At 73.0% G+C, this 25,545-nt stretch carries 29 protein-coding genes and 1 pseudogene; 12 read left to right on the top strand and 18 right to left on the bottom strand.

The window, feature by feature from the left end; genetic code table 11:
• Positions 1 to 151 precede the first annotated feature (151 nt).
• Positions 152 to 445, bottom strand: coding sequence for a hypothetical protein (locus ABH937_RS37225; protein WP_370220778.1), 294 nt, complete (start codon positions 443 to 445; stop codon positions 152 to 154).
• Positions 432 to 785, bottom strand: a complete 354-nt coding sequence (locus ABH937_RS37220; RefSeq protein WP_370220777.1) for an AbrB/MazE/SpoVT family DNA-binding domain-containing protein — start codon at positions 783 to 785, stop codon at positions 432 to 434. The genes ABH937_RS37225 and ABH937_RS37220 overlap by 14 nt, the downstream gene beginning before the upstream one ends.
• A 59-nt stretch (positions 786 to 844) precedes the next feature.
• On the opposite strand from ABH937_RS37220, the gene ABH937_RS37215 reads away from it, so the two are divergent.
• Complete coding sequence (locus ABH937_RS37215) at positions 845 to 982, top strand: hypothetical protein (RefSeq protein WP_370220776.1); 138 nt, start codon at positions 845 to 847, stop codon at positions 980 to 982.
• A 19-nt stretch (positions 983 to 1,001) separates the two neighbouring features.
• Here the strand turns inward: ABH937_RS37215 and ABH937_RS37210 are convergent, their stop codons facing one another.
• The 3 genes from ABH937_RS37210 to ABH937_RS37200 all read right to left on the bottom strand — a co-directional run bounded on the left by ABH937_RS37210 (position 1,002) and on the right by ABH937_RS37200 (position 2,752).
• Complete coding sequence (locus ABH937_RS37210) at positions 1,002 to 1,652, bottom strand: beta-glucanase (RefSeq protein ID WP_280692421.1); 651 nt, start codon at positions 1,650 to 1,652, stop codon at positions 1,002 to 1,004.
• A 70-nt stretch (positions 1,653 to 1,722) separates the two neighbouring features.
• On the bottom strand, positions 1,723 to 2,520 hold the full coding sequence (locus tag ABH937_RS37205) for a phytanoyl-CoA dioxygenase family protein (protein ID WP_280692423.1): 798 nt from the start codon (positions 2,518 to 2,520) through the stop codon (positions 1,723 to 1,725).
• Positions 2,521 to 2,587: 67 nt separating this feature from the next.
• The gene (locus tag ABH937_RS37200; protein ID WP_280692425.1) at positions 2,588 to 2,752 is read right to left on the bottom strand and encodes a hypothetical protein; all 165 of its coding nucleotides are present in this window, start codon (positions 2,750 to 2,752) and stop codon (positions 2,588 to 2,590) included.
• Positions 2,753 to 3,009: 257 nt separating this feature from the next.
• Between ABH937_RS37200 and ABH937_RS37195 the strand changes: the two genes are divergently transcribed.
• Both ABH937_RS37195 and ABH937_RS37190 read left to right on the top strand, forming a co-directional pair.
• Positions 3,010 to 3,783 (top strand): hypothetical protein, encoded by a 774-nt coding sequence (locus tag ABH937_RS37195; RefSeq protein ID WP_280692427.1) that lies wholly within the window; start codon positions 3,010 to 3,012, stop codon positions 3,781 to 3,783.
• 74 nt (positions 3,784 to 3,857) lie between these two features.
• The gene (locus tag ABH937_RS37190) at positions 3,858 to 4,118 is read left to right on the top strand and encodes a hypothetical protein (RefSeq protein WP_280692429.1); all 261 of its coding nucleotides are present in this window, start codon (positions 3,858 to 3,860) and stop codon (positions 4,116 to 4,118) included.
• A 20-nt stretch (positions 4,119 to 4,138) separates the two neighbouring features.
• Here the strand turns inward: ABH937_RS37190 and ABH937_RS37185 are convergent, their stop codons facing one another.
• Positions 4,139 to 5,422 (bottom strand): MFS transporter, encoded by a 1,284-nt coding sequence (locus ABH937_RS37185; RefSeq protein ID WP_280692431.1) that lies wholly within the window; start codon positions 5,420 to 5,422, stop codon positions 4,139 to 4,141.
• 64 nt (positions 5,423 to 5,486) lie between these two features.
• Here ABH937_RS37185 and ABH937_RS37180 point away from each other — a divergent pair, with 64 nt between their 5' ends.
• The 3 genes from ABH937_RS37180 (at position 5,487) to ABH937_RS37170 (ending at position 8,326) form a co-directional block, all read left to right on the top strand.
• Positions 5,487 to 6,446: a LysR family transcriptional regulator gene (locus ABH937_RS37180; protein WP_280692433.1), complete on the top strand. Its 960-nt coding sequence runs from the start codon at positions 5,487 to 5,489 to the stop codon at positions 6,444 to 6,446.
• A 99-nt stretch (positions 6,447 to 6,545) separates the two neighbouring features.
• A complete protein-coding gene (locus ABH937_RS37175) occupies positions 6,546 to 7,694 on the top strand; it encodes an adenosine deaminase (protein ID WP_280692434.1) in 1,149 nt (382 codons plus the stop codon).
• Between the two features lie 242 nt (positions 7,695 to 7,936).
• Positions 7,937 to 8,326 carry a hypothetical protein gene (locus ABH937_RS37170; RefSeq protein ID WP_280692436.1) on the top strand — a complete coding sequence of 130 codons (390 nt, stop codon included), beginning with the start codon at positions 7,937 to 7,939 and terminating at the stop codon, positions 8,324 to 8,326.
• Between the two features lie 93 nt (positions 8,327 to 8,419).
• Here ABH937_RS37170 and ABH937_RS37165 read toward each other — a convergent pair whose 3' ends face one another.
• The 5 genes from ABH937_RS37165 to ABH937_RS37145 form a co-directional block, all read right to left on the bottom strand.
• On the bottom strand, positions 8,420 to 8,602 hold the full coding sequence (locus ABH937_RS37165) for a PspC domain-containing protein (protein WP_370146411.1): 183 nt from the start codon (positions 8,600 to 8,602) through the stop codon (positions 8,420 to 8,422).
• 191 nt (positions 8,603 to 8,793) lie between these two features.
• On the bottom strand, positions 8,794 to 9,630 hold the full coding sequence (locus tag ABH937_RS37160) for a VanZ family protein (protein WP_370220775.1): 837 nt from the start codon (positions 9,628 to 9,630) through the stop codon (positions 8,794 to 8,796).
• 88 nt (positions 9,631 to 9,718) lie between these two features.
• Positions 9,719 to 10,054 carry a hypothetical protein gene (locus ABH937_RS37155; RefSeq protein ID WP_280692440.1) on the bottom strand — a complete coding sequence of 112 codons (336 nt, stop codon included), beginning with the start codon at positions 10,052 to 10,054 and terminating at the stop codon, positions 9,719 to 9,721.
• Positions 10,051 to 11,655 (bottom strand): HAMP domain-containing sensor histidine kinase, encoded by a 1,605-nt coding sequence (locus tag ABH937_RS37150; protein WP_280692442.1) that lies wholly within the window; start codon positions 11,653 to 11,655, stop codon positions 10,051 to 10,053. The genes ABH937_RS37155 and ABH937_RS37150 overlap by 4 nt, the downstream gene beginning before the upstream one ends.
• Positions 11,656 to 11,722: 67 nt before the next feature.
• Positions 11,723 to 12,400: a response regulator transcription factor gene (locus tag ABH937_RS37145; protein WP_280692444.1), complete on the bottom strand. Its 678-nt coding sequence runs from the start codon at positions 12,398 to 12,400 to the stop codon at positions 11,723 to 11,725.
• A 427-nt stretch (positions 12,401 to 12,827) separates the two neighbouring features.
• Between ABH937_RS37145 and ABH937_RS37140 the strand changes: the two genes are divergently transcribed.
• The gene (locus ABH937_RS37140) at positions 12,828 to 13,505 is read left to right on the top strand and encodes a SigE family RNA polymerase sigma factor (RefSeq protein WP_370146413.1); all 678 of its coding nucleotides are present in this window, start codon (positions 12,828 to 12,830) and stop codon (positions 13,503 to 13,505) included.
• A gap of 238 nt (positions 13,506 to 13,743) precedes the next feature.
• On the opposite strand, the gene ABH937_RS37135 is transcribed toward ABH937_RS37140, so the two are convergent.
• The 5 genes and pseudogenes from ABH937_RS37135 to ABH937_RS37115 all read right to left on the bottom strand — a co-directional run.
• Positions 13,744 to 14,391, bottom strand: a complete 648-nt coding sequence (locus tag ABH937_RS37135) for an ATP-binding protein (RefSeq protein WP_280692448.1) — start codon at positions 14,389 to 14,391, stop codon at positions 13,744 to 13,746.
• Positions 14,392 to 14,617: 226 nt separating this feature from the next.
• On the bottom strand, positions 14,618 to 15,517 hold the full coding sequence (locus ABH937_RS37130) for an aldehyde dehydrogenase family protein (RefSeq protein ID WP_280692449.1): 900 nt from the start codon (positions 15,515 to 15,517) through the stop codon (positions 14,618 to 14,620).
• Entirely contained in the window at positions 15,510 to 16,988 is a 1,479-nt protein-coding gene (locus ABH937_RS37125; protein ID WP_370220774.1) for an aldehyde dehydrogenase family protein, read from the bottom strand. The genes ABH937_RS37130 and ABH937_RS37125 overlap by 8 nt, the downstream gene beginning before the upstream one ends.
• Positions 16,989 to 16,993: 5 nt before the next feature.
• Positions 16,994 to 17,980 (bottom strand): deoxyribose-phosphate aldolase, encoded by a 987-nt coding sequence (gene deoC / locus ABH937_RS37120; protein ID WP_280692453.1) that lies wholly within the window; start codon positions 17,978 to 17,980, stop codon positions 16,994 to 16,996.
• Positions 17,981 to 18,103: 123 nt separating this feature from the next.
• Positions 18,104 to 18,415, bottom strand: a pseudogene (locus ABH937_RS37115) (MBL fold metallo-hydrolase); the annotation flags it as partial.
• 112 nt (positions 18,416 to 18,527) lie between these two features.
• Between ABH937_RS37115 and ABH937_RS37110 the strand changes: the two are divergent.
• Positions 18,528 to 18,836: a hypothetical protein gene (locus ABH937_RS37110; RefSeq protein WP_370220773.1), complete on the top strand. Its 309-nt coding sequence runs from the start codon at positions 18,528 to 18,530 to the stop codon at positions 18,834 to 18,836.
• On the opposite strand, the gene ABH937_RS37105 is transcribed toward ABH937_RS37110, so the two are convergent.
• The gene (locus tag ABH937_RS37105) at positions 18,797 to 20,740 is read right to left on the bottom strand and encodes an ABC transporter ATP-binding protein (protein WP_370220772.1); all 1,944 of its coding nucleotides are present in this window, start codon (positions 20,738 to 20,740) and stop codon (positions 18,797 to 18,799) included. The two genes, ABH937_RS37110 and ABH937_RS37105, sit on opposite strands and share 40 nt — an antisense overlap.
• On the bottom strand, positions 20,737 to 22,470 hold the full coding sequence (locus ABH937_RS37100; protein WP_370220771.1) for an ABC transporter ATP-binding protein: 1,734 nt from the start codon (positions 22,468 to 22,470) through the stop codon (positions 20,737 to 20,739). Before ABH937_RS37100 ends, ABH937_RS37105 begins: the two co-directional genes overlap by 4 nt.
• Before the next feature lie 173 nt (positions 22,471 to 22,643).
• Between ABH937_RS37100 and lxmK the strand changes: the two genes are divergently transcribed.
• From lxmK to ABH937_RS37080, 4 genes are all read left to right on the top strand, one after another.
• Positions 22,644 to 23,765 (top strand): class V lanthionine synthetase subunit LxmK, encoded by a 1,122-nt coding sequence (lxmK, locus tag ABH937_RS37095; RefSeq protein ID WP_280693991.1) that lies wholly within the window; start codon positions 22,644 to 22,646, stop codon positions 23,763 to 23,765.
• Positions 23,762 to 24,736: a T3SS effector HopA1 family protein gene (locus ABH937_RS37090; protein WP_370220770.1), complete on the top strand. Its 975-nt coding sequence runs from the start codon at positions 23,762 to 23,764 to the stop codon at positions 24,734 to 24,736. Before lxmK ends, ABH937_RS37090 begins: the two co-directional genes overlap by 4 nt.
• Before the next feature lie 141 nt (positions 24,737 to 24,877).
• On the top strand, positions 24,878 to 25,087 hold the full coding sequence (locus ABH937_RS37085; RefSeq protein WP_280693989.1) for an LxmA leader domain family RiPP: 210 nt from the start codon (positions 24,878 to 24,880) through the stop codon (positions 25,085 to 25,087).
• 43 nt (positions 25,088 to 25,130) lie between these two features.
• Positions 25,131 to 25,334 (top strand): hypothetical protein, encoded by a 204-nt coding sequence (locus ABH937_RS37080; protein ID WP_280693988.1) that lies wholly within the window; start codon positions 25,131 to 25,133, stop codon positions 25,332 to 25,334.
• Positions 25,335 to 25,545 lie beyond the last annotated feature (211 nt).

The following is a 25,545-nucleotide window of genomic DNA, read 5'->3' as shown; positions in this document are numbered from 1 at the left end:
TGGTCGTGGACGCCCCGGTGGGCCGGTTGACCCGGCGCCCCCCGGGGGTGCTGCACGGGTGGGGGTGTGGTCGCCTTCTTGGTCGGGGGGGGCCGGGGGGGGGGCCCCCCCCCCGCGGCCTCCGCCGTTTCCGTGCTCAGGGTTTCCCGGCTCAGGGGTTCTTGAAGATGTCGTGCGAGCCGATCCGGCGCCAGATGATGTGCGGTACCCCGTCTCGAACCGGGGCGCCGTAACTGAAGGTGGCGCGGCCGTCGGGTGCCCAGCTCAGCTCCCAGACGTCGTCGAAGCCCTGTATCTTCTTCACCCGCAATCCCCGCCGGAACCCTTGACCGGCCCGCAGGTCGGCGACGAACTGCGCGACGGCCACCAGGAACGCGGTCCGCTGCGTCGCGCTGAGACCCTTCCAGTCACGCAGGAAGCGGACCAGCGACTCATACGTCGGCACGGCGCTTGATCTCCGCAAGGTCGACTCCGGCGTCGTCTGCCAAGTACTGGAGGAATGCTTCGCCGTCCTCGAAGATCTCGCCGCGCTCGCCGGCGGCCAGATCTTCCTCGACTTCCTGCTCCTTGGCCTGCCACTCAGGGGTCCAGAACCAAGCTTGATCGTCCGGGATCACGGACGCCGGGGTCATCACGATTCGTCCGTCCTCGACGGCCACGACCAGGTGGTCCCCCTCCTGGAGGTCGAGCTGCTCCCTTATCTCCTGCGGGATCGTGACCACACCCTTCTTGCGAAGCGGCGTGGAGGTCAGATGCGGGCGACGTCGGCGCTTCAGGTCAGCCATACGGCAAGTCTACCTGGCAGAAAGTCTGCCTAGGCAGCCGACTGGCGTAGTTTGGGCGCATGAGCGAGTCGTTGATGGGGGAGTGGGCGGAAGATGCCTGGCTCGACCGGTTGGCCGACGAGGCGGAGGACGAAGGCAGGGAAGGGTCGATCACACTGGACGAGATGGCCGAGTTGCTCATTGCCGAGCAGGTCTGACGGCCGCGTGGGCGCCGGGTCAGCGTTCCACCCGCAGGCTCAGGCACTGCCAGCTGAGCCGGCGCGGGCCGAAGAACGGTGGGGCGGGGTGGTAAGTCCCGTCCGATACGGACAGGTTGACGATCAGGTAGGCGTGCCAGTCCTCGCCCACGCCGCGGCCGTCCGAGTAGACGAGGGTGTCGCCCGCGTGCCAGTCGACGGAGTCGGCGCCGATGGTGGTGCTGAGGTCGAGGGTGGCGCCGGGGGCGACGCCGGCGGCGGCGCCGTGCCAGTAGGAGGAGGTGCCGGCGATGTGGTTGCTGACCTCCAGCAGGTCGGGGTGGTCGGGGTGGTACTCGAAGACGTCGACCTCGTTGCCGCCGTCCCGCCAGGTCCAGATGGCCGGCCAGGCGCCGATGCCGGTGGGCAGGGTGACCCGGGCGTGCAGGGTGTCGCCGGCCAGTAGTTGGAATCCCTGCGGGCTGCCCTCGGTGGTGAGCAGGTTGCAGCTCCACTGGAGGCTGAACCAGCTGCGGGTGGCGGTGAAGCGACCGCCTGGGCAGTGGGCGCCGTTGAGGCGGTCGAGTTTGTGGTCGGCCCGGTTGGTCGGGCCCATGTTCGGATAGGCGCTGGTTCGGCCCGCCACCCATTGTTCGGTCGAACCGAAGTCCGCGTCGAAGACGATCGCCATGGCTCTCTCCCTGGTTCCGCAGGGTGATATGCCCGTTACGTCGTGCGATAACCGCTGGTGGCCGGCCCGTTCAGGCGCGGAGCCCGAGCCGCACGGCGCGTTCGACCGGCGAGTGCGCGCCGTCCGCGCGGTCCAGGTCGAGCGGTGCGGTGGACAGCAGCGGCGGCTGGGCGAGGAAGCGCGGGACGGTGCCGTGGTGCGACTGGGCGCCGTGGATCAGGAACGGGTGGCAGAGGTACACGTCCCCGGCCCGCCCGGTGGCGAGCGCCTGCGGGCGGTCCGGCGAGTCGAGCTTGCCGACCTCGTCCATCGCGCCGCAGAGCTCGAACAGGTTCACCCCGCGCTCGCCGTGGGGCTCCAGGAACGGCGGCACGTCCAGGTGCGAGCCGACCTTGATCCGGGTCGGCGCGCTGTCGGCGTCGACGTCGGAGAAGAGGAAGAGCATCAGCAACGCCCGGTCCCGGGAGCGGAGGTTGAGCCAGTAACCCTGTTCGCCGGGCGGGGTGTAACTGCCGTCCACGTGCCACCCCGCGTCGCCCGGGTCCTGCGGGTGCGGGAAGCGGATCGGGAAGGTGCCGAGCCCGGTGCGCGGCAACCAGCGGCCCGGGCCGACGAGTTGGTCGAAGGCGGCGTGCAGGCGGGGCGTGCCGGCGGCCTGCCGGAACGGTGCGTCCCCGTAGCCGTCCAGGCGCACCACGGGTTGCGTCCAGGTGGCCGGGTCCTCGGGGTCCAGGCCGGTCTCGCGCCAGAGGAACGCCCGGCACTCGTCGGCGAGTTCGCGCGGGAACGCCTCGGGGAGGTGGACGAAGCCTTCGGTGACGAAGCGCTCGATCTGGTCATCGGTCAGGACGGCGGCAGCGGCGGACATGGCGCCGATTCTGAGCGGGGGAGGGCGGCGGCGACAACCGGATTTCGTGCGGGCGGCCGGCCGCGGGTCAGCGGCGGTGGCTGCGGACGAGGGCGACCGTGCCGAGGGTGAGCAGGGTGAGGGCGAGCGCGCCGACGGTGAGCAGGCTCGGGGAGGTGCCGGAGTCGGCGAGGGTGGGGCGGGGTGCGGCGGTGAGGGTGAGGAGCAGGACGGCGGCGAGGGACTGGGGCATGCGGGGGCTCCGGGTGGTGGCGGGACGGGTCGCTGCTCACTCCAGTCGAACGGGGATGCGGGAGGCGCGCAGGCGCACCGGGGATGCGGCTCGTCGGGCGAGCCGCATTCACCCGGGAGGCGGATGGACCCCGCGTGAACCCCGCCCCCGGCGTGCCCCGTGGACACCGATGTGCGCCTGGTGGCCGGTCCGCGTGCCGGCCCGGCTCGGCGCCGAGGCAAGCTCGCGCCCTTAGTGGAAGGTTGGTGGCACGTTCGATGGCAGCCCTCGCCATGTTGGTCCCCACGCGTGGCCGGCCGGACAACCTCCGTCGGCTCTGGCAGGCGTTCACCGAGACGTGCACCACTGCCACGACGCTCATCGCCTGCGTCGACTTCGACGATCCGGTCCTGCCGGGCTACCGCGAGCTCCACGAGACCGCACGCGGCAACCGTGGAGCGGGCACCGACGGCCCGGAGTTCCACCTCCTCGAAGCGCCGCGCCTGCGGTTGGCCGGCACCCTCAACTACTACGCGCCGCAGGTCGCCGCCCGTTTCCCCAAGATCGGCTTCCTGGGCGACGACAACGTGCCGCGCACCGTCGGCTGGGATCAGCGCTACGTCGAGGCGCTCGACGAGCTCGGCACCGGCATCGTCTACGGCAACGACCTCCTCGTCGGTCCGGACCTGCCCACCCAGGTCGCGATGACCAGCGACATCGTGCTGGCCACCGGGCTGATGGTCCCGCCGGGCATCGTCCACCTGTGGGCCGACAACGCCTGGCTGGAACTCGGACAGGCCCTCGACGGGATCACCTACCTGCCGGACGTCGTGGTCGAGCACCTCCACCCCTTCGCCCGGAGTGCGGAATGGGATGACGGCTACCGCGAGGCGAACACCAGGGAGCGGTACGACGCGGACCGGGCGGCGTTCGAGCAGTGGCGCGCCGAGGAGATGGGCCGTTGGGTCGGGCAGATCCGGGCGTATCCGCCCGACGACCACCCGAACCCGTGGCCCGATCGGCTCGCGCTGGCGCTCGGCGGGGTGTCCTGACCGTACGGGGCCGGGGTCCACTCGCGATGGGTGCGGCACGGCGGGCCGATCCGGGAAGCCGCGATACTGACGCCATGAGCGATGACGAGCAGCAGCAGCCGACCGGGCCTGGGTTCGTGAAGTTCCGCCTGCAGTGCCCCAACTGCAACCAGGGGTCCCGTGCCCGCGCCCGGATGGGCGCGCGGGACTACCTCGGCCACGACGGAAAGCCGGCCATCGTGGTGGGCGCGAGCTACGTGCCGGAGACCTGTACGGACTGCCAGGGGACGGGATTCCTCGCCCTCGGGTCCGAGGAGTGGAAGGGGCGACGCGAGCCCGACCCGTCGGCCGACTGAGACGTCGACATCGTCGACGTTCATGCCCGCACCGTACCCACCCCCGCCGCCCGCCAGGTGGCGTACAGCGTCACGCCGCCCGCCAGGGTCATCGCCGCCAGGCCCACAACTGCCGCGCCCGACCAGCCGACCGCGTGGAAGGCGTCCGCGCCCACCGTGCCGCCGAGGCTGTTGCCCAGGTAGTAGGCCATCAGGTAGAGGGCCGAGGCCTGGGCCCGGCCGTGCTGCGCCGTCCGTCCCACGGCCGAGGAGGCGGTGGCGTGACCGGCGAAGAAGCCGCCGGTGATCAGCACCAGGCCGAGCAGTGCGCAGAGCAGGGAGTTCGCGAGGGAGAGCAGCAGGCCCGCGGTGGTCAGGCCGATCGCGACGTAGAGGGCGCCCCGGCGGCCCAGGGCGCGGGTGAGGCGTCCGGCGGCGGCGGAGGTGCCGGTGCCGACCAGGTAGACCACGAAGATCGAGGCGGCCACCGACTGCGGCAGGTGGAAGGGCGCCGCGATCAGCCGGAAGCCGACGGTGTTGTAGACCGCGCCGAAGACGGCCATGAAGAGCATGCCCAGCGCGTACAGCCGCAGCAGCAGCGGGTTGCGCAGGTGGGCGCCGACGGTGCGGGCCAGGGCGCGGGCGTCCACGGGGGTGCGGCGGAAGTGGCGGGCGGTGGGGATCAGCAGGCGGAAGGCGAGCACCGAGAGCAGCGCGAGCGCGGCCGAGGCGGCCAGGCCCCAGCGCCAGCCCCAGGCGGCGCCGGTCCAGCCGGCGACCAGGCGGCCGCCCATGCCGCCGATGCTGTTGCCCGCGACGTAGAGGCCCATCGCGGACGGCAGCGCGCTCGGGTGCACCTCCTCCACGAGGTAGGCCATCGCGGTGGCGGGCAGGCCGGCCAGCGCCGCGCCCTGGAGCGCGCGCAGTGCGACCAGGACGCCGAGCGAGGGGGCGAACGGCAGCGCGACGGCGATCAGCGAGGCGGCGAGCACCGAGCCGGTCATCACCGCCGTGCGCCCGTAGCGGTCGGAGAGCGCACTGGCCGGCAGCAGGCCGAGTGCGAGGCCGAGGGTGGCCGCCGAGGCCGTCCAACTCGCCTGCCCGGGCGTGAGGTCGAGGCCGGCGGAGAGCAGCGGCAGCAGGCCCTGGGTGGAGTAGAGCAGCACGAAGGTGGCGATGCCGGCGGCGAACAGCGCGAGGTTGGAGCGCCGGAAGTCCCGCTGCCCGGGGCGCAGTCGCAGGTCGGTGGTGGTGGCGGAGTGGACGGCACCCGGGGCGGTGACTGCGGCGGATGCCTCGGCTGCGGTGGTCTCCACGGGAGGCATGGCAATGACGCTAGACCTGCCCGATTCCATGCGTCCAATACATCAATGGGCCACAATTCATGCTGTGGCGTATGAGGAGAATCCCGTCCCGAGACCCGTCGAGCTGGACCCGCAGGCTCCGGCGGTCCAACTCGCGCCGAAGCTGGCGCAGTTCGCGGCGGTGGCCCGGCTGGAGCACGTGACCCGGGCGGCCGAGCTGCTCGCCATGCCGCAGCCCACGCTGTCGCGCGCGATCGCCCGGCTGGAGCGGGAGTTGGGGGCCGACCTGCTGGTCCGCGAGGGCCGCACGGTGCGGCTGACCAGAGCCGGTCAGCTGCTGCTCGGCTCGGTGGAGCGGGCGTTGGCCGAGCTGGAGCGCGGGGCCCGGGCGGTGCGGGCCGAGGTGGACCCGGCAGCCGGGCGGGTGGCGTTCGGGTTTCTCCACACCATGGGGACGGACGCGGTGCCCGCGCTGCTGCGGGGCTTTCGGGCCGACCACCCGCGGGTGCGGTTCCAGCTGGTGCAGGACTACGTGGCGGCGATGCTGGCCCGGCTGCGGGCGGGCGAGTTGGACCTGTGCCTGGTCTCGCCGCTGCCCGCCGAGGACGACCCCGAGCTGACCGCCCGGCCGCTGGACGAGCAGCCGCTGCACCTGGTGGTGCCCGCCGACCACCGGCTCGCCGGGCGGCGCCGGATCCGGCTGGCGGAGGTGGCCGAGGAGCCGTTCGTCGCGCTGGAGCAGGGGTACGGGCTGCGCGGGATCACCGACGACTTCTGCGCGCAGGCCGGGTTCGCGCCGCGGATCGCCTTCGAGGGCGAGGAGGCGGAGACGCTGCGCGGGCTGGTCGCGGCCGGGCTCGGGGTGGCGCTGCTGCCGCCGGGGACGGTGCCGCGGCCCGGGGTGGTCGACCTGACGGTGACGGCACCGCGGACCCGGCGGGCGATCGGGCTGGCCTGGGTGACCGGCCGGTCGTTGCCGCCGCCCGCGCAGGCGTTCCGGGAGTTCGTGCTGTCGCGGCGCGGGCGGCTGCTGGAACGTGGCTGAGGACGGCTGCTGGAACGCGGCCGAGGGGGCGGCGGCCGGCCGGGCGAAGGGCTGTCGTGGCGGGACTCGATCTACGCGCGTAGGCATTACACTCTCGCCATGGAGAAGCAGATCACCGTCCCCGCGGGCACCACGGCCCCGCGTGTCCCCACCGCCGACCAGATCCGTCGCGCCCCCAAGGTGCTGCTGCACGATCACCTGGACGGCGGCCTGCGCCCCGAGACCATCGTCGAGTTGGCCGCCGCCTGCGGCTACCAGGGGCTCCCCACCACCAACCCGGCCGAGCTGGGCGTCTGGTTCCGCGAGGCCGCCGACTCCGGCTCGCTGGTCCGCTACCTGGAGACCTTCGCGCACACCTGTGCCGTGATGCAGACCCGGGACGCGCTGATCCGGGTCGCCGCCGACTGCGCCGAGGACCTGGCGGCCGACGGCGTGGTCTACGCCGAGGTGCGCTACGCCCCCGAGCAGCACCTGGAGGCCGGGCTGAGCCTGGACGAGGTGGTCGAGGCGGTCAACGAGGGCTTCCGGATCGGTGAGGCCAAAGCCCGGGCCAACGGCCACCGGATCAAGGTCGGCACCCTGCTCACCGCGATGCGGCACGCCGCCCGCTCGCAGGAGATCGCCGAGCTGGCCAACCGCTACCGCGACGCCGGCGTGGTCGGCTTCGACATCGCCGGCGCCGAGGCGGGCCACCCGCCGACCCGGCACCAGGGCGCCTTCGACTACCTCAAGGGCGAGAACAACCACTTCACCATCCACGCCGGCGAGGCCTTCGGCCTGCCCTCGATCTGGGAGGCGCTGCAGTGCTGCGGCGCCGACCGGCTCGGCCACGGTGTGCGGATCATCGACGACATCACGGTCAACGAGGACGGCACCGTCGAGCTCGGCCGGCTGGCCGCCTACGTGCGCGACAAGCGGATCCCGCTGGAGATGTGCCCGACCTCCAACCTGCAGACGGCGGCGGCGAGTTCCTACGCCGAGCACCCGATCGGGCTGCTCAGCCGGCTGAAGTTCCGGGTCACCGTGAACACCGACAACCGGCTGATGAGCGGGACCAGCATGAGCCAGGAGTTCGGCCACCTGATCGAGGCCTTCGGGTACGGGCTGGACGACATGCAGTGGTTCACCGTCAACGCGATGAAGTCCTCGTTCCTGCCGTTCGACGAGCGGCTGGCGATGATCAACGAGGTGATCAAGCCGGGGTACGCGGAGCTCAAGGCCGAGTGGCTGTTCGGCGCCTCGGCCTGAGGGCGGTCGGTCGCCGAGTGGCCGTCCACTGCTGAGGATCCGTCAGACTCCGTACGGGGAAGGCGCGGTGCGACTGTATGACGGTTCACTCGGCCGAGTGACACGCTTTGGTCCCGGCACGACGGACTGTCTACGGTGAGCCAATCACTGCTGACACGGTGCAGCGGCACACGCTGGGCTGGTGCCTTCGGGCCCGCCCTGGCGCGAGCCCGCGCCGGCCCGACGGACCCTAGGACGGACCCATGAAGCAGGCCACTCTCAAGGCTGCCGGCACGGCGGCGCTCGGCGTCGTCATCGCGGCCACCGCCGCCGGTGCCGCGTCGGCCGCCGCCCCCGGCGGCCTCGGCGCGCTGCCCACCGGTGCGCTGCCCGACACCACTGGCCTGACCGGGACTCTGGACAAGGCCCCGGCGGTCGGCGGTCCGGTCTCGCACGCCACCGGCATGCTCGACTCCAACGCCGGCCAGGCGCCCGCCGCGCAGGCCCCGGCGGCCGCTGCCCCGGCCGGCGAGGCCACCCGCGGGCTGCCGGTCGGCGCGCTCGGCGGCATCGCGAAGCAGGCACCCGGCCCGGTGGGCGGCCTGCTCGGCGGCGCCGCGCCGGTGAGCGGTGGCCTGCCCGGGGTCGGCTGACGGATCGGGCCACCACGGCTCACACCAGGGCCGCCTACTGCGCGCGAGCGGAGCAGGCGGCCCTGTGTCGTACCCGGGGTTCGGCCGGCCGGGTCAGGGCTCCTGCGGGAGCAGCAGCCACAGGGCCAGGTAGACCAGGAACTGCGGCCCGGGCAGCAGGCAGGAGACCAGGAAGATCAGCCGGACCGTCCAGGCGGAGAGGCCGAAGCGCTCGGCGATCCCGGCGCAGACGCCGGCGACGAGGCGGTCGTGGCGGGGGCGGGCCAGCGTGCGGATGGCGGTCATGGCGGTCTCCGAGCGGTAGCGGGGTGACGCTCCGGTGGTCCCGGGGCTGTGACTCCATGCTGCGTCCGGTGGACCTGGTCGAGCGTCAGCCCGGATGCCGATCCGGCACCCCGGAGTCTCACCGGGGCGGGGTGGGCGGATCTCGGGGTTCGACTCAGGGGCGGCCCTGAGCCGGCCGTGCCTCAGAAGCGGTGCGCGCGGGCCGGGGCGTGGTGGCGGGTGACCGGCAGCGGGCCCGGGCGGTGGGTGCGCAGGTGGTGCAGGCGGCCGGCCGGGGTGTCGTCGAGCCTGTCGCGGGCGGTGGTGACGGCGGTGGTGACGGTGGTGGTGGGCGCGGGCGGTTCGGCGCCGGCCGGGCTCGGGCTCGGGGTCGGCGCGGGCGCCGCTGCCGGGGTCGGAGTCGTTGCGGGCTGCTCCGCCGTCGGCCGGGCCCGCAGCCGGGCGCGCCCGGCCGGGACCACCGCCAGGTGGGCGAGCGCCGCGCCGATCACGCCGAGCAGTATGTCGTCCACGTTGAGCACCTGCCCGGCCACGCCCGTGCGGACCACCTCGAGGGCGGTGGCGATCAGCGCGGTGGCGCCCAGGGTCTGCAGGAAGGACGGCAGCCACGCCGTCCGCAGCCGTCCGCCCGCCATCGGCAGCAGCACGCCGAGCGGCGCCAGCGTCGCCAGCCCGCCCGCGACCTGCCGCAGGCCGGCGGCCCCACCGGTGCCGAGCGCGCGGTGCACGGAGGCGAACGGGGTCAGGTTGGCGTCGTAGGCCCAGGCAGTGGACACCTGGCGCAGGGTCAGCCAGGCCAGCAGCAGGGCGTAGAGCGCGAGCAGGCTCAGGCCGACCGAACGCAGTGCGAGGGGCAGGGCCTCGGCCGCCCCAGACGAGTCCGCAGTCCCCGAAGGGTCGTCCGGCGGCGTGGCCGTCGTGGTGGCCTGCCGTCGGTCCTCGATCCGCACGCTGTCGCGCGCATTCCGCACGCCGGTGCCATCTCGCTGCACGCCCTTCAGGACGCGGTGCCAGGTCAAGCCGGTTCCCGCCGCTCCACGCGCTCGGGCGTGGCGTCGCTCACAGCGCCACCGCGCGACTGCTCGTCCCGGTCCCGCTCGTCCGTGGTCACTGGCAGTTGGGCGTCCCGCTCGGCGTCGGCGAGGGCAGCGCGTTGAACGGGCTGCTGGGCGACGGCACGACCACCGGCGAGGGGGCGGCGGTGGGCCGGCCCGAGGCCCGGGGCGAGCCGGTCGCCGGGCTGGTCGGGGTGCCCATGGGGGCCGGCACGGCCGGCGGGTGCACCACGCTCGGGCAGGCGGTGCGGCTGGCCGGTGGGCCGGCGTCGACCGGGACGGCCGTGGGCCGGATGCCGCAGCCGCTCGCCAGCGCGGCGGTGGCCGCGCCGATCGCCAGCGCCAGCGCCCATTTCGGCCAACCGCCGCTGCTCGTCACCTGGTTCACTGGTCCGACCTCCGCTCGGTCTGCTCCCCCGAGCCCCCCGGTCGGCTGTCCGTCCCGCCGCCCGTCCCGCTGTCCGTCCCGCTGTCCACTGCCCCGTCCCGGGCCGGCGGCCGCAGCGGTAGGCGCAGCGTGAAGACCGCGCCGGAGCCGTCCGGCGCGTTGGCGGCCGTGATGGTGCCGCCGTGGATCTGCGCGTTGGCCATCGCGATGGAGAGCCCGAGCCCGCTGCCCTCCGAGCGGGCCCGCCCCTTGTCGGCCTTGAAGAACCGGTCGAAGACGTGCGGCAGTACGTCCTCGGGGATGCCGGGCCCGCTGTCCGAGACCTCGACCACCACCTCGCCCGCGCCGGTCGGCCCGGCGCCCTGGCTGACCTTGACCCGCACCGGCGAGCCGCCGTGCTTGAGCGCGTTGCCGATCAGGTTGGCGAAGACCACGTCGAGCCGGCGCGGGTCGACCACGGCCAGCACCCCGCGCGGGGCGTCCACCTCGACCGCGTCGTACCAGGCCCGGCCGTCGATGCAGGACATGATCAGGTCGGCGATGTCCATCTCGTCGGCGACCAGCTTGGCGGTGCCGGCGTCGAACCGGGTCACCTCCATCAGGTTCTCCACCAGGTCGGAGAGCCGGCGGGTCTCGCTGACCACCAGCCGCACGGCCGGCTCGATCATCGGGTCCAGCGACTCGGCCTCGTCCTCCAGGATGTCGGTGACGGCCGTCATCGCGGTCAACGGCGTGCGCAGCTCGTGCGACATGTCGGCGACGAACCGGCGGCTCTGCGCCTCCCGGGCGCTCAACTCCTCGACCTGCTCGGCGAGTGCCTCAGCGGTGCGGTTGAACGTCCTCGCCAGGTCGGCCAGTTCGTCCGCGCCGCTGACCTCCAGCCGGGTGTCCAGCTTGCCCTCGCCCAACCGGCGGGCCGCGTCGCCGAGTTGGCGCACCGGCCGGAGCACGGTGGCGGACGCGGCCTGGGCCAGCAGGGTGGCCGCGATCAGCGCGAGCGCCGTCGCCACCGCCAACGACCAGCCCAGGGTGTCCAGATCGGCCCGTTCGTTGTCCAGCGACTTGAACATGTAGGCGGTCAGGTTGGTCTGCAACACCCGGGTGCCGCCGACCACGTACGGCGTGCGGTCGAGGTTCACCCGCTGCCAGTACAGGTGGTACTGGTACGCGTTGCCGGGGCCGACGGCGCGCGGCTTGGGCACGGTGGCCAGCAGCGCGTGCGGCACCTGGGCCACGGTGAAGCGCGGGTCGGAGGTGGCGACGCAGTCGGGCTGACTGTCGTCCACCACCACGACGTTGTAGCTCAGGCCGGAGCTGGCCACGTTCTCGGCCAGCTGGTTGAGCGCCGCGCAGCTCGCGCCCAGCGGCAGGTCGGAGACGTTGCGGCTGAGCGAGGAGCGGAAGTCGGTGAGGGTGCTGTTCTGGGCGCGCTTGAGCACCGCGTCGCGGTTCAGCCAGTAGGCGATGCCGGAGGCGGAGACGGCGGCGGTCAGCGCGACCACGGCGAACACCGCGGCCAGCCGGACCCGCAGCGAACTCAGTCGCAGCCGCCGCCACAGCCTGCGAGCGAAGCGGCGGCGGCCGTTCTGATGATCAGTCACGTGTCGGGTCAGCCATTCGGTGTCAGGGCAGGCGGCAGCACGGGAGGCGCGCGGCGCGTGGGTGCGGTCAGGCGGGCGGGTCCAGACGATAGCCCACCCCGCGCACGGTACGGATCAGGGTGGGCGCCGACGGGACGTCCTCCACCTTGGCCCGCAGCCGCTGCACGCAGGCGTCCACCAGCCGGGAGTCGCCCAGGTAGTCGTGCTCCCAGACCAGCCGCAGCAGTTGCTGGCGGGAGAGCGCCTGGCCGGGGCGGCGGCTCAGTTCGAGCAGCAGCCGCAGCTCGGTGGGGGTCAGCTGGAGGTCCTCGCCGTCCTTGGTGACGGTCATCGCCGAGCGGTCGATCACCACCGAGCCGTAGGCCGAGGAGTCCGAACTCTCCCGCTCACCGCGCCGCAGCACGGCGCGGATCCGGGCGTCCAGCACCCGGGCCTGGACCGGCTTGACCACGTAGTCGTCGGCCCCGGACTCCAGGCCGACGACCACGTCGATGTCGTCCGAGCGCGCGGTCAGCAGGATGATCGGCAACTGGTCGGTGCGCCGGATCCGGCGGCAGACCTCGAAGCCGTCGATTCCGGGCAGCATCACGTCCAGCACGATGAGGTCCGGACGCTGTTCCTTGAAGAGCCGGAGGCCGTCCTCTCCGGACGCTGCGGCGGCCACGCGGTGGCCCTGGCGGGTGAGGGCGAGTTCGAGGCCGGTCCGGATGGCGTCGTCGTCCTCGATCAATAGGAGGAAAGGCACCTGGTCATTCTGGCTCACCGGATGTGCCGCCGGGAACCGTCCGAGCCAGCCTGGGCGTCGCAGGTGTCGCGGGTCACTGCGGGACGAAGGTCCTGGTGCTTGTGACACCGCTGTGACAGTCGCCAGACACCACCATGACGGGCGCCGGGCAAGCTTTTCCATGTCGCCGCCACGAACCGGACAACAACCGGGACGCAGCGGCGGAGGTGGAATGAACTCGCTCGTACCGACCATGGGGGCAGCAATGACCGCAACGCTTGAGACCCGGGGCATCTGGGATGCGCACAACCCGGCAGTCCGCGGCGTTCGGCCGGCGGCGAAGGTCCGGGTCGAGCACTGCACGGGGGCTCGCCGAGTGGGCGGCGGGAGCAGGACGCAGGGCGTGCCGGGGGGAGTGTTCGGGGGAACGCACACTGGGACGCACGCGGTGAACGGGGGCGGTCTGACCGCGGCCGGCTCGGGGGAGCCGCAGGCCGGCCAGACCGAGGGCGCCACCCTCTACCGGCTCGCGCCGGTCGAGGAGAGCGTCCGGCAGGGCGAGCAGGGAGGCGTGCAGGGGGAGCCCTCGGCCGCCGAGGTGGACCACCTGACGGAGTTCACCGCGTACGTGCGCGAGCGCCGCGCCTCCCTGTACGCCACTGCCTACCACCTGACCGGTGACCGCTTCGAGGCCGAGGACCTGCTGCAGAGCGCGCTCTTCAGCACCTACCGGGCCTGGGGCCGGATCACCGACAAGGCGGCGGTCGGCGGCTACCTGCGCCGCACCATGACCAACCTGCACATCTCGGCCTGGCGCCGGCGCAAGCTCAACGAGTACCCGACCGAGGAGCTGCCGGAGACGGTCGGCGACACCGACGCGATGGGCGGCACCGAACTGCGCGCCGTCCTGTGGCAGGCGCTCGCCAAGCTCCCGGAGAACCAGCGCACCATGCTGGTGCTGCGCTACTACGAGGGCCGCACCGACCCGGAGATCGCCGACATCCTGGGCATCAGCGTCGGCACCGTCAAGAGCAGCATCTGGCGCGCCCTGCGCCGCCTGCGCGACGACGAGCAGCTCAACCGCAACGGCGACACCGCCTTCGCCTTCGGCGAGCTGGTGGCGTAACGGAGACTGGTCGTCCAACGGCCTGAACGACAAGGACTCCCGTCGGGGGACGGGTGGGGAAGCGGAGCGGCCGCGGGCTCGGGGGAGCCGCGGCGGCAGGGAAGCCGCCTACCCGCAAGAACAGTCGGGCCCGGTGTCTCGGGAGAGGACACCGGGCCCGACTGCTTGCGTGCGAGCTTCATCCGGAACGTGCCGGGGGAGCGGTACACGTGGGAACTGCCGCCCTAGCCCCGTCGCGTCAGGCCCCGACCGCGATCCGTCCGCCCTGGCGGACCACCGCGCGCACCCGGGCGGCCGCCTCGGCGCCCGCGCAGGCGTCGGCGCCGAGTTCGACCTGGCGGGCCACGATGCCGCGCTCGGCGCGCATCAGCCGCCAGCCGCGGCGCAGCAGGTAGGGGACGGACTTGCGGCCCTCGCGGACGTCGCGGCGGAACCGGCGCCAGGCCGTGGTCAGCGGGCGGTTGCGCAGGCAGAGGGCGGCGCCGAGCAGGTCTTCGGCCTCGCAGGCGGCGACCAGTTCGGCGGCGAAGATCCCCTCGGCGATGAAGGCGGGGGAGCCGCCCAGCTCCAGGGTGTGCGAGCCGGCCCGGCCGTTGGCCGGGATCGAGTAGACCGGGACCTCGGCCCGTCCGGTCTCCACCAGCTGCCGGATCGCGGCCAGCGCCTGCGCGCCGTGCCAGGAGAGCGGCGAGTCCCAGTCGATGCCGGAGCCGTCCGGCAACTGCGGCAGGCTCGGGTCGTCGCCGTCCTTGTAGAAGTCGTCCAGCTGCAGCACCGGCAGCGCCAGGCGCTCGGCCAGCGAGGACTTCCCCGATCCCGAGGGCCCGGAGAGCAGCACCACGCGGGCACAGGTGGTCGAGGCGGGGTTCAACGGCGAGTCACTCACGAGACATCAGTCTGACGCATCGGACGCGGTGCTCGTAACCCGTCGTTCGGCGAAAACAGTCGTGCGGCGGGAAACAGCGGGAAACAGCGGGAAACGGCGGGAAACAGGTGACGGGCCCGCGCCAGGGGGGAGAGGCGCGGGCCCGTCGATGGCGCGTCCGGGCCCCGGGGGGGGAGGGGCACTTGGGACGGCCAGCCTTGGGTGGGTGGTCCGGCGGGAACCGGGGCTACTGGCCCATCGGGTGCCAGACCGTCTTGGTCTCCAGGAAGGAGAGCAGCCGGTCGGTGCCCGGGGCACTGGTCCAGTCCTGCGCCGACGGATCGACCGCCGGGCGCAGCACCCGCTTCAATGTATCGGCCGCGGCCGCCTCCAGGACAGCCGCCGCGCCCGGGCCCTCGGCGGCGATCGCGCCGGTCAGGTCGAGGGCGTTGACGTCCTGGTGCGAGGCGAGCGTCGGCGCCAGGTCGGCGGTGCGGCCGGAGATGATGTTCACCACGCCGCCGGGCACGTCCGAGGTGGCGAGCACCTCGCCGAGCGACAGGGCCGGCAGCGGCGCGTCGGCGGCCGCCGCGACCACGACGGTGTTGCCGGTGGCGATCGCCGGGGCGATCACCGAGACCAGGCCGAGGAACGAGTGCCCGTAGCCGGTCTGCGGGGCCACGATGCCCACCACGCCGGTCGGCTCCGGCAGCGAGAGGTTGAAGTACGGCCCGGCCACCGGGTTGGCGGCGCCCGCGATCTGCGCCACCTTGTCGGTCCAGCCCGCGTACCAGACCCAGCGGTCGATCGCCTGGTCCACCAGCGCGGCGGCCTTCTTGGCGCCCAGGCCCTCGGCTGCGGCCACCTCGGCGGCGAACTGCTCGCGCCGCCCCTGCAGCATCTCGGCCACCCGGTAGAGCACCTGGCCGCGGTTGTAGGCCGTGGTCCCGGCCCAGCCCTTCACGGCCGCCCGGGCAGCCAGCACGGCGTCCCGGGTGTCCTTGCGGGTCCCGAGCGGGGCGTTGGCCAGCCACTGGCCCTTACTGTCGCTCACCTCGTACACCCGTCCGCTCTCGGAACGCGGGAACTTCCCGCCGACGAACAGCTTGTAGGTCTTCATCACGTCAAGCCGGATGACATCAGACATCGAGGTAGGCCTCCAGACCGTGGCGGCCACCCTCGCGGCCGTAACCCGACTCCTTGTAACCGCCGAACGGCGACGTCGGGTCGAACTTGTTGAAGGTGTTGGCCCACACCACACCGGCCTTGAGCCGGTCCGCCATCCAGAGGATGCGCGAGCCCTTCTCCGTCCAGATCCCGGCGGAGAGGCCGAACGGGGTGTTGTTGGCCTTCGCCACGGCCTCGTCCGGAGTGCGGAAGGTCAGCACCGAGAGCACCGGGCCGAAGATCTCCTCCTGGGCGATCCGGTGCGCCTGGCTCACGCCGGTGAACAGCGTGGGGCGGAACCAGTAGCCCGTGGACGGCAGTTCGCAGGCCGGCGACCAGCGCTCGGCGCCCTCGGCCTCGCCGGCCGCGGTCAGCTCGGTGATCCGGGCCAGCTGGCCGGCCGAGTTGATCGCGCCGATGTCGGTGTTCTTGTCCAGCGGGTCGCCCACGCGCAGCGTGGCCATCCGGCGCTTGAGCGCCTCCAGCAGCTCGTCCTGGATCGACTCCTGGACCAGCAGTCGGGAGCCGGCGCAGCAGACGTGGCCCTGGTTGAAGAAGATGCCGTTGACGATGCCCTCGACCGCCTGGTCGATCGGCGCGTCGTCGAAGACGATGTTGGCGGCCTTGCCACCCAGCTCCAGCGACAGCTTCTTGCGGCTGCCTGCCAGCTGCCGGGCGATCGAACGGCCGACGCTGGTCGAGCCGGTGAAGGCGACCTTGTTGACGTCCGGGTGCGCGGTCAGCGCGGCGCCGGTGCGGCCGTCACCGGTGACGATGTTGACCACGCCCTTGGGCAGACCGGCCTGGCGGCAGATCTCGGCGAACCGCAGTGCGGTCAGCGGGGTGGTCTCGGCCGGCTTGAGGACGACCGTGTTGCCGGTGGCGAGCGCCGGGGCGATCTTCCAGGCCAGCATCATCAGCGGGAAGTTCCACGGGATGACCTGGGCGGCCACGCCCACCGGGCGCGGGTTGGGGCCGAAACCGGCGTAGTCCAGCTTGTCGGCCCAGCCCGCGTAGTAGAAGAACCACGCGGCGACCATCGGCAGGTCGAAGTCGCGGGTCTCCTTGATCGGCTTGCCGTTGTCGATCGACTCCAGCACGGCCAGCTCGCGCGAGCGCTCCTGGATGATCCGGGCGATCCGGTACAGGTACTTGGCGCGCTCGCTGCCGGGCAGCGCCGACCAGTCGCCGAAGGCCTTCCGGGCCGCCTTGACCGCGCGGTCCACGTCCTCCTCGGTGCCCTGGGCGAACTCGGCCAGCACCTGCTCGGTGGCCGGGTTGACCGTCTTCAGCGCCTCGCTGCCGCTGGAGTCGACGAACTGACCGCCGATGAAGTGGCCGTAGGAGGTGGCGATGTCGCCGGCCGCGGCGGGGGACTCGGGCGCCGGTGCGTAGCCGAACAGCGGGCCGCTCTTCGGCAGTTCGGCCTCGGTCTTCTTGTTCTTGGCCATCGTGATCAGTCCACCGTCACGTAGTCGGGACCGGAGTACCGGCCGGTGCTGAGCTTCTGACGCTGCATCAGCAGATCGTTGAGCAGGCTGGAGGCGCCGAAGCGGAACCAGTGCGGGGTCAGCCAGTCGTCGCCGAGCGTCTCGTTGACCATCACCAGGTACTTCATCGCGTCCTTGGTGGTCTTGATGCCGCCGGCCGGCTTCACGCCGACCTGCACGCCGGTGGCCGCCTTGAAGTCGCGCACCGCCTCGAGCATCAGCAGGGTCACCGGGGGCGTGGCGTTGACGGTGACCTTGCCGGTCGAGGTCTTGATGAAGTCCGCGCCGGCCAGCATGGCCAGCCAGGAGGCCCGGCGGACGTTGTCGTAGGTCTGCAGCTCGCCGGTCTCGAAGATCACCTTGAGGTGTGCCGAGCTGCCGTCGGGCCGCACGCAGGCCTGCTTGACGGCGGTGATCTCGTTGAAGACGTCGAGGTAGCGGCCGGACAGGAAGGCGCCGCGGTCGATCACCATGTCGATCTCGTCGGCTCCGGCGGCCACCGCGTCGGCGGTGTCGGCGAGCTTCACCGGGAGCGCGGCGCGACCGGCGGGGAAGGCGGTGGCGACCGAGGCCACCTGGATCCCGGTGCCCGCGAGGGCTTCCTTGGCGGTGGCGACCATGTCCGGGTAGACGCAGATCGCGGCGACCCGCGGGGCGGACGGATCACTCGGGTCGGGGTGCTTCCCCTTCGCGCACAGGGCGCGCACCTTGCCGACCGTGTCCGCGCCCTCCAGCGTGGTCAGGTCGATCATCGAGATGGCGAGATCGATCGCGAAGGCCTTGGCCGTCGTCTTGATCGAACGCGTACCGAGGGAGGCGGCGCGGGCTTCCAGGCCGACGGCGTCGACGCCGGGCAGGCCGTGCAGGAAGCGGCGGAGCGAGGCCTCGGAGGCGGCGACGTCGCTCAGGCCGCCGCCCGCGGCGCCGGGGGCGTTGGCTGCAACAGTGGACATAGTCACCAGATCAGCATATCTACGCGCGTAGGCGAAGGCTAGGGGGCCCCTTCTTCGATGCGGGACCGAGATCTGGCCGGTCGGCTCCGGTCGGCTCTGGTCGGTCGGCGCCGGCTAGCCGACCCCCGGCGGCAGCGGGTTGCCGCCGCAGTGGTCGAAGTGCAGATGGCAGTTGACCACCACGCTCACCTCGTCGGGCGTCACCCCGGCAGCTGCCAGCGCCTGGGGCAGTGGGCGGCGGCGGGGACGGTAGTGGGCCTCCGTCCCGGGGTCGCCCGCGCCGAGGCCGGTGTCGAAGAGCAGGAGCCCCTCGGGATGCCGCACCAGGTAGCCGAGGACCGGTTCGACGCGGGGGTGGCCGTCCGCGGTCTCGCTGCCGGGGCGGACGAACGAGCCGAGCTCCAGGCGGCGGACGGCGATCGTCTGAATGGTCATCAGAACAGTATGCGTAGCTCAGATCTCGCTCAGAACCTTCACGCACTCCGGTAGAGCGGTGCGTGACGCGGGTAGCGTCCCTGTAGGGGAGGAGAACGGGGGAGGTGACGCGGTGTTCGAGTCGGAACGGTGGCCGCTGGTCTGGACCGGTTTCCTGCTGATGGCGGTGAGCGTGCGCCTGGCGGCCACGGTGTACGACCACCGGCATCGGCGGCTGCGGGCCGCCCGGCGGCGCAGCCATCTGGAGTGGCTGCCGGGGCTGGCCGGATTGATCATGGTGGCCGGTGAGGTGCCCCGGGTGCTGCGGGCGGGCGACGCGGTGCTGACGGCGGCCGATGCGATCGCGGGTGCGGCGGGCGCGGCGGTGCTCGCCCTGCTGCTCTACGGCGCCACGGTGCTGGTCCGGCGGCCGCGCGGCTGAGCGTCGGCCCCAGGGCGCGGCCCGACGCTCGGCGGTGCGGCCACGGCTTGGGCGAACTGGGCTTGGTAGAGGCGGGCGTAGGCGCCTTCGGTGGCGATCAGGTCGTCGTGCGAGCCCTGTTCGACGATCGAGCCGTTCTCCATCACGAGGATGACGTCGGCGTCGCGGATGGTGGAGAGGCGGTGGGCGATGACGAAGCTGGTGCGGCCGGTGCGCAGTAGGGCCATGGCGCGTTGGATCAGTACTTCGGTGCGGGTGTCGACGGAGCTGGTGGCTTCGTCCAGGACCAGGATGCTGGGTTGGGCGAGGAAGGCGCGGGCGATGGTGATGAGTTGCTTCTCGCCGGCGCTGACGCCGGTGCCTTCGTCGTCGATGACGGTGTCGTAGCCCTCGGGCAGGGTGCGTACGAAGCGGTCGACGTGGGCGGCTTTGGCGGCTTCGATGACCTGCTCGCGGGTGGCGTGGGTGGCGCCGTAGGCGATGTTGTCGGCGATGGTGCCGCCGAAGAGCCAGGTGTCCTGGAGGACCATGCCGATGCCGGCGCGCAGTTCCTCGCGGGACATGGCGGCGATGTCGACGCCGTCCAGGGTGATCCGGCCGCCGGTGACCTCGTAGAAGCGCATGAGGAGGTTGACCATGGTGGTCTTGCCGGCGCCGGTGGGTCCGACGATGGCGACGGTCTGGCCTGGTTCGACCTTGAGGGAGAGGTCCTCGATCAGCGGTTTGTCGGGGTCGTAGCGGAAGGCGACGTCCTCGAAGGAGACCAGGCCGCGCAGTTCGGCCGGGCGCTCGGGGCGCTCGGGTTCGGCGGACTGCTCCTCGGCGTCCAGCAGTTCGAAGACCCGCTCGGCCGAGGCGAGGGCGGACTGCACCAGCGTCGAGGTCCCGGCGATCTGGGTGAGCGGCTGGCTGAACTGGCGCGAGTACTGGATGAAGGCCTGCACGTCGCCGATGGAGAGCGCGCCGCTGGCCACCCGCAGCCCGCCGACCACGGCGACCGCCACGTAGTTGAGGTTGCCGATGAACATCATCGCGGGCTGGATGATCCCGGAGATGAACTGCGCCTTCAGTCCGGTGCGGTAGAGCTCCTCGTTCTGCTCCTCGAAGGCCAGCAGCGACTCGTCCCGGCGCCCGAACGCCCGCACCACGCCGTGGCCGGTGTACATCTCCTCGACGTGCGAGCTGAGCCGGCCGGTGGCGGCCCACTGGGCGGCGAACTGCGGCCGGGCCCGGCGCCCCACCGCCGTTGCCAGGTACGCCGCCGCCGGCACGGTGACCAGGGCGACCAGCGCGAGCAGCCAGGAGATCCACACCATCATCACCAGCGCGGCCGCCAGGCCCAGCGCCGAGGTGACCAGCTGGCCGATCGTCTGCTGGAAGGCCTGCGCGAGGTTGTCGATGTCGTTGGTGGCCCGGCTGAGCACCTCGCCCCGGGTCTGCCGGTCGAAGTAACTCAGCGGCAGCCGGGAGAGCTTGGCCGCCACCTCGGCGCGCAGCCGCCGCGCGGTGCGCTGGATCGTGCGGGCGGCCAGCCGGCCCTGGAGCACCCCGAGCAGCGCGGCCACGGCGTACACCACCAGGGCCCAGAGCAGCAGGTGGGCCAGCGCGGTGAAGTCGACCCCGTGACCGGGGACCACGCGCAGCGGAGCCAGCAGATCGGCCAGCCGGCCCTGGCCCCGCTGCCGCAGCACCTCGATGACCTGGGCCTTGGTCGGCCCGGCGGGCAGCGAGCGGCCCAGCAGGCCCGCCGCGATCAGGTCGGTGACCCGGCCCAGCAGCCGGGTGGCCAGCACGGAGAGCGCCACCGAGGCGGCGGCGAGCACGAGCGAGCCGAGCACCGCCGGCAGCTCGGGGCGGAGCAGCCCGAGCAGCCGGCGGCGGTGGTCCTGCGGACGGGCGGTCATGCTGCCTCCTGCTCGGCGAGTTGGGAGAACGTGATCTCCCGGTAGGTGGTGCTGGCGGCCAGCAGCTCGTGGTGGGTGCCGGTGGCGACCACCCGCCCGCGGTCCAGCACCACGATCTGATCGGCCGCCAGCACCGTGCTGATCCGCTGGGCGACCAGCAGGACGGCGGCCGAGGCGGTGGCCTCCTGGAGTGCGGCTCGCAGCGCCGCGTCGGTGCCGGCGTCCAGTGCGGCGAACGCGTCGTCGAGCAGCAGCACCTTCGGGCGCACCACCAGGGACCGTGCGATGCACAGCCGCTGGCGCTGGCCGCCGGACAGGCCGGCGCCGCCCTGGGCCACCGGCGTGGCCAGCCCGGCCGGCAGGGCGGCGACGAACTCCCTGGCCTGCGCGACCTCCAGGGCCTGCCACAGTTCCTCGTCCGTGGCGCCGGGGCGGCCGTAGCGGAGGTTCTCGGCGACCGTGCCGGTGAAGAGCTGGGGCTGCTGCGGCACCCAGCCGACGGTTGCGGCCAGCGCGGCCGGGTCCAGCCGCCGCACGTCCACCCCGTCGATCAGCACCTGGCCCGCCGTCGGGTCGAGCAGCCGCGGGACCAGCTGCACCAGCGTGCTCTTGCCGCTGCCGGTGCTGCCGACCACCGCGGTGGTCTCGCCCGGACGAACCGTCAGCCGCACGCCGCGCAGGACCGGGGCCTCGGCCCCCGGATAGCGGAACTCCACGTCCACCAGCTCCAGTCGGCCGTGCGCCGGGGCGGCGGTGACCGGTCGCGCCGGTGCGGCGAGCGCGGGTTCGGTGGCCAGCACCTGATGGATCCGCTCGGCGCAGACCTGGGCCCGCGGCGCCACCATGAAGAGCAGCGTGGCCATCATGACGCTCATCAGGATCTGGGTCAGATAGGAGAGAAAGGCCGTCAGGGCGCCGAGCCGCAGCTGCCCGTGGTCGATCCGCTGGGCGCCGAACCAGAGCACGGCCAGGCTGGAGAGGTTGACCACCAGCATCACCGCCGGGCCCAGCAGCGAGCCGAGCCGGCCCACCCGCAGCGACAGCGTGGCCAACTCGCCGTTGGCGGCGGCGAACCGGCGCTGCTCGTGGTCGTCGCGGACGAACGCCCGGATCACCCGGATCCCGGCGATCTGCTCGCGCAACAGCCGGTTGACCGTGTCGACCCGCTCCTGGAGGCCGCGCGAGAGCGGCCCCATCCGATGCATGATCAGCCCGATCAGCACGCCCAGCACCGGCACCGCCGCCACCAGCAGGCCGGAGAGCGGCAGGTCCTGGTCGAGGGCCAGCACGATGCCGCCCGCGCACATGATCGGGGCCGGTACCAGCAGGGTCAGCGCCAGCAGCAGGACGGCCTGCACCTGCTGCGGGTCGTTGGTGGTCCGGGTGAGCAGCGAGGGTGCGCCGAAGTGGGCCACCTCGCGGGCGGAGAAGGCGTGCACCCGGGCGAAGACCTCGGTCCGCAGGTCCCGCCCGACGGCCAGCGCGACGGCGGCGGCGAGGTACCCGGCGCCGAGCGCGCAGCAGACCTGCGCCAGGGTGATCGCGGTCATCACCGCGCCCACCCGCAGGATGTGCCCGACCGCGCCGGTGAGCACCCCGTGGTCGATCAGGTCGGCGTTGAGCGTCGGCAGGTAGAGGGTCGCGACCGCTTGCGCCGCTTGGAGCGCGACCAGCAGCAGGACCGGCTTCAGCCGGGTCCGCAGCCGGCCCTTGAGCAGTTGTATGAGCACGGGAAAACCGTAGTTCGAACAGTGGATTCGCGGGGCCCCGATCGGCCTCCCGGGTAAGGCATGACGACGCCATCCGATTGGCAGCGAACTGTCACCGGGACACCTGGTCCCCGAACTCACCGGGTGGCAGTGTTCTGGTCGACGGACGACGCCGGAGCGATTGCGGGGGAACGATGGATCTGGCGAACAAGGGATATGCCGCGCCGGATCTGGCCATGGTGCCGGAGGTGGACGCGCTGCTCCGCCGGCTCGGCCACGGGCCGTTCGACCGGGACCGGGTCAGGACCGCGCCGGGTCGCAACCTCGCCTGGCTGGGGCCGACCGAGAGCGGCGGTGAGGTCTTCGTCAAGCGCCTGGTCGGCGCTCCGGCGGACGTCGCGGCCCGGCTGGCGCGACTGCTCGCCTTCGAGGCCTTCGCCGACCGGGTCGACGCCGCTGAGCTGCGCCGACCGCGCCTGCTGGGCTGCGACGAGCCCGCCCGCCTGGTGGCCTTCGGCTACCTCGACGAGCCGCGCAGCGGCGCCCAGTTGATGGTCGAGGAGAGCTTCGACGACGAACTCGCCTTCGCCGCCGGGCAGGCCATCGGGGCGCTGCACGCGGCGGCGCCGGACCCGGCCGAGCGACTCGACCGGAGCCGGCTGCCGCTGCCCTCCCTGGAACTCCTGCGGGGGATTCCGGAGAAGCTCTTCGACACCATCAGTTTCGGTCAGATATCGGCCTGGAGCCTTTTCCAGAACGACCCGCGGTTGGCCGAGGGAATCGCCGCGCTGCTGGCCGCGGAGAATGCGGCGCCGCGCGTTCCGACGCACGGCGATCTGCGGCTCGACCAATTCCTGGTCTCCGGTGGCGAGCTCTACGTCACCGACTGGGAGGAATTCCGGCTGGCCGACCCCGCGCGGGACGTCGGCAGCTTCGCCGGGGAGTGGCTCTACCGCTCGGTGCTGGACATCGTCACCACGCGCGGCGACGCGGCGCCCGGCTCCACGGCGTTCGTCGACTTCGAGCTGGACCACGAGACGGTGCTGCGGCGCGGCGTCGAGAAGCTCGCCCGGCTGCGGCCGCGCACCGTGGCCTTCTGGCGCGGGTACCGCGCGGTGCGCCCCGAGGTCGACCCCGGCCTGGCCGAGCGCGCCACCGCCTTCGCCGGTTGGCACACGCTGGACCGGCTGATGGCGAGCGCCACCCGGACCGCGCGCCTGTCCGGCATCGAGCGCGCGGCCGCCGGCGTCGGCCGGGCCGCCCTGCTGGAGCCCGCGAAGTTCGCCGCCACCCTGGGATTCGAGGAGACCGCATGACCGCCCCGCAGACCACCGGCCTGCCGGAGCAACTGGCCCGGGCGGTGGAGCAGGTGTGGATCGCCGAGGACCTCTCGGCCGCCACCGTCGGCCACCGCGAACTGACCGCGGAGCACCCGCGCGAGCTCCAGCGGCTGCTCTCCACCGCGATGTACGAGGTGCTGCACGCGGGTCTCGACCCGGAACCCGGCTCGATCCCCTTCCACCTGCGCGACGCCGCTTTCGAGCAGGTGCTCGCCGCGGCCGTGCCCAACCGGACCACGACGGTGACGGCCCAGGTCGAGGAGATGCCGGTGGGCGCGGACGGGCCGGTCCTGCTGCGCCGCGAGGGCGTGCGGGTCTGGACGCCGCGCGAGCGGATCCTGGCCCCGGCAGAGCCGGCCGCCCTGACGGCCGGTCAGCCGGTCGCCGTGCGGGCTGCGGCGGCGCGCCCGGCGCTGTCGCCCGGCTTCTTCCTGGTGGACGGTGAGCGGCCGGCCGCCGGAGCCGGGCCGGTGCTGCGGGTCTACGTCCACCTCACCGAGCCCGACCCGGGCGTCGAGGTCTGGCGCGCGGCGCTCGCCTTCCTGCACGACGCGCGGGCCGGCTACCGCGCGAAGGTGGTCTCCACCCGGGTCCTCTACCCGCGACGGGACGCCCTGGTGGTGTATCTGCGGGAGGGCTCCTGGGAGTTGGCCACCGAGCTGGCCGCCGCCCTGGTCGGCCTGCCGGGTCTGGGAGCCGACGTCTCGCTCTTCACCCGCCGCCTCGCGCCCGGCATCGCCGCCGCCTGGGAGCCGACGGATCCGCGGCCCGGGATGCGCGGCCTCAGCTTCGGCCAGCACCGGGCGGGCGTGCTCGCCCAAGCGCTGATCGAGCACCGCAAGGGCGGCGCCCCGCTGCCCGAGCTGGTCGCCGACCACTTCACCGCGGCCCGGATCGCCGTCACCGATCCGGCCGCCAACAGCACCTCACCGCCGGTGCTCGACTGAGCACCGGCCGCGCCACCCGGTTTGGGGTGGTTGCGGGGGGACGAGTGCACGCGCCCTCCCGCTTCCAGTCCAAGCCGCGCCCCCGGCCCCACCCGGCCGGGCGGCGCCGGCTGCGACACCACGTATCAAGAGGAGCGGAACATGAGCCAGCACCTGACCACGATGGAGCTGGTGGCGGGCTACGGGGCGTACACCGACGCCGCCGAGCTCGGCGCCGTGGCGGCCTCGGACGCCCCGGCCACCACCTTCGTCTGCGTCTCCGTGATCAGCCTGGAGAGCTCGGGCGCCTGCGCCAGCGGCGCCTCGGCCGCGGTCAGCCTCGTCACCTCCACCTTCGACAAGGGCTGCTGACACCCCGTCCAGCTACCGCTCGACCACCTGAAGGAGCATCACCATGTCCCAGAACACGATCGCCATGGAGCTCGTCTCCAGCTACGGCACCTACGTCAGCGTCGAGGGCCTGACCGCGGACGCCCTCTCGGACGCCCCGGCCACCACCCCGGCCTGCATCGCCAGCGTCGTCTACACCGTGGAGAGTGCCGCCGCGGGTTTCTCGGTCTCCCAGGCCGTGACCGCGACGTTCGACCACGGCTGCTGAACGGCTGCTGGGTCGAGTCCGCTGAGCAGTGGACCGGGGCGCTGAGCCCCGGTCGCTGAACGGGCCGTGGGGGGGGGGGGGGGGGGGGCCCCCCCCCCCCCCCCCCCCCCCCCCCCCCGGGCGGGGGGGGGGGGGGGGGGGGGGGGGGGGGGGGGGGGGGGCGTGGCGTCGGGGCGCCGGTGGCGGTTGCCGTGCCGATGGTCCGAACAGT

It is taken from the genome of Kitasatospora sp. GAS1066B (assembly GCF_041262605.1).
GTDB lineage: Bacteria > Actinomycetota > Actinomycetes > Streptomycetales > Streptomycetaceae > Kitasatospora.
Note: the sequence above shows the minus strand (reverse complement) of the source record. Positions and strands in the feature narration are given on the sequence as shown.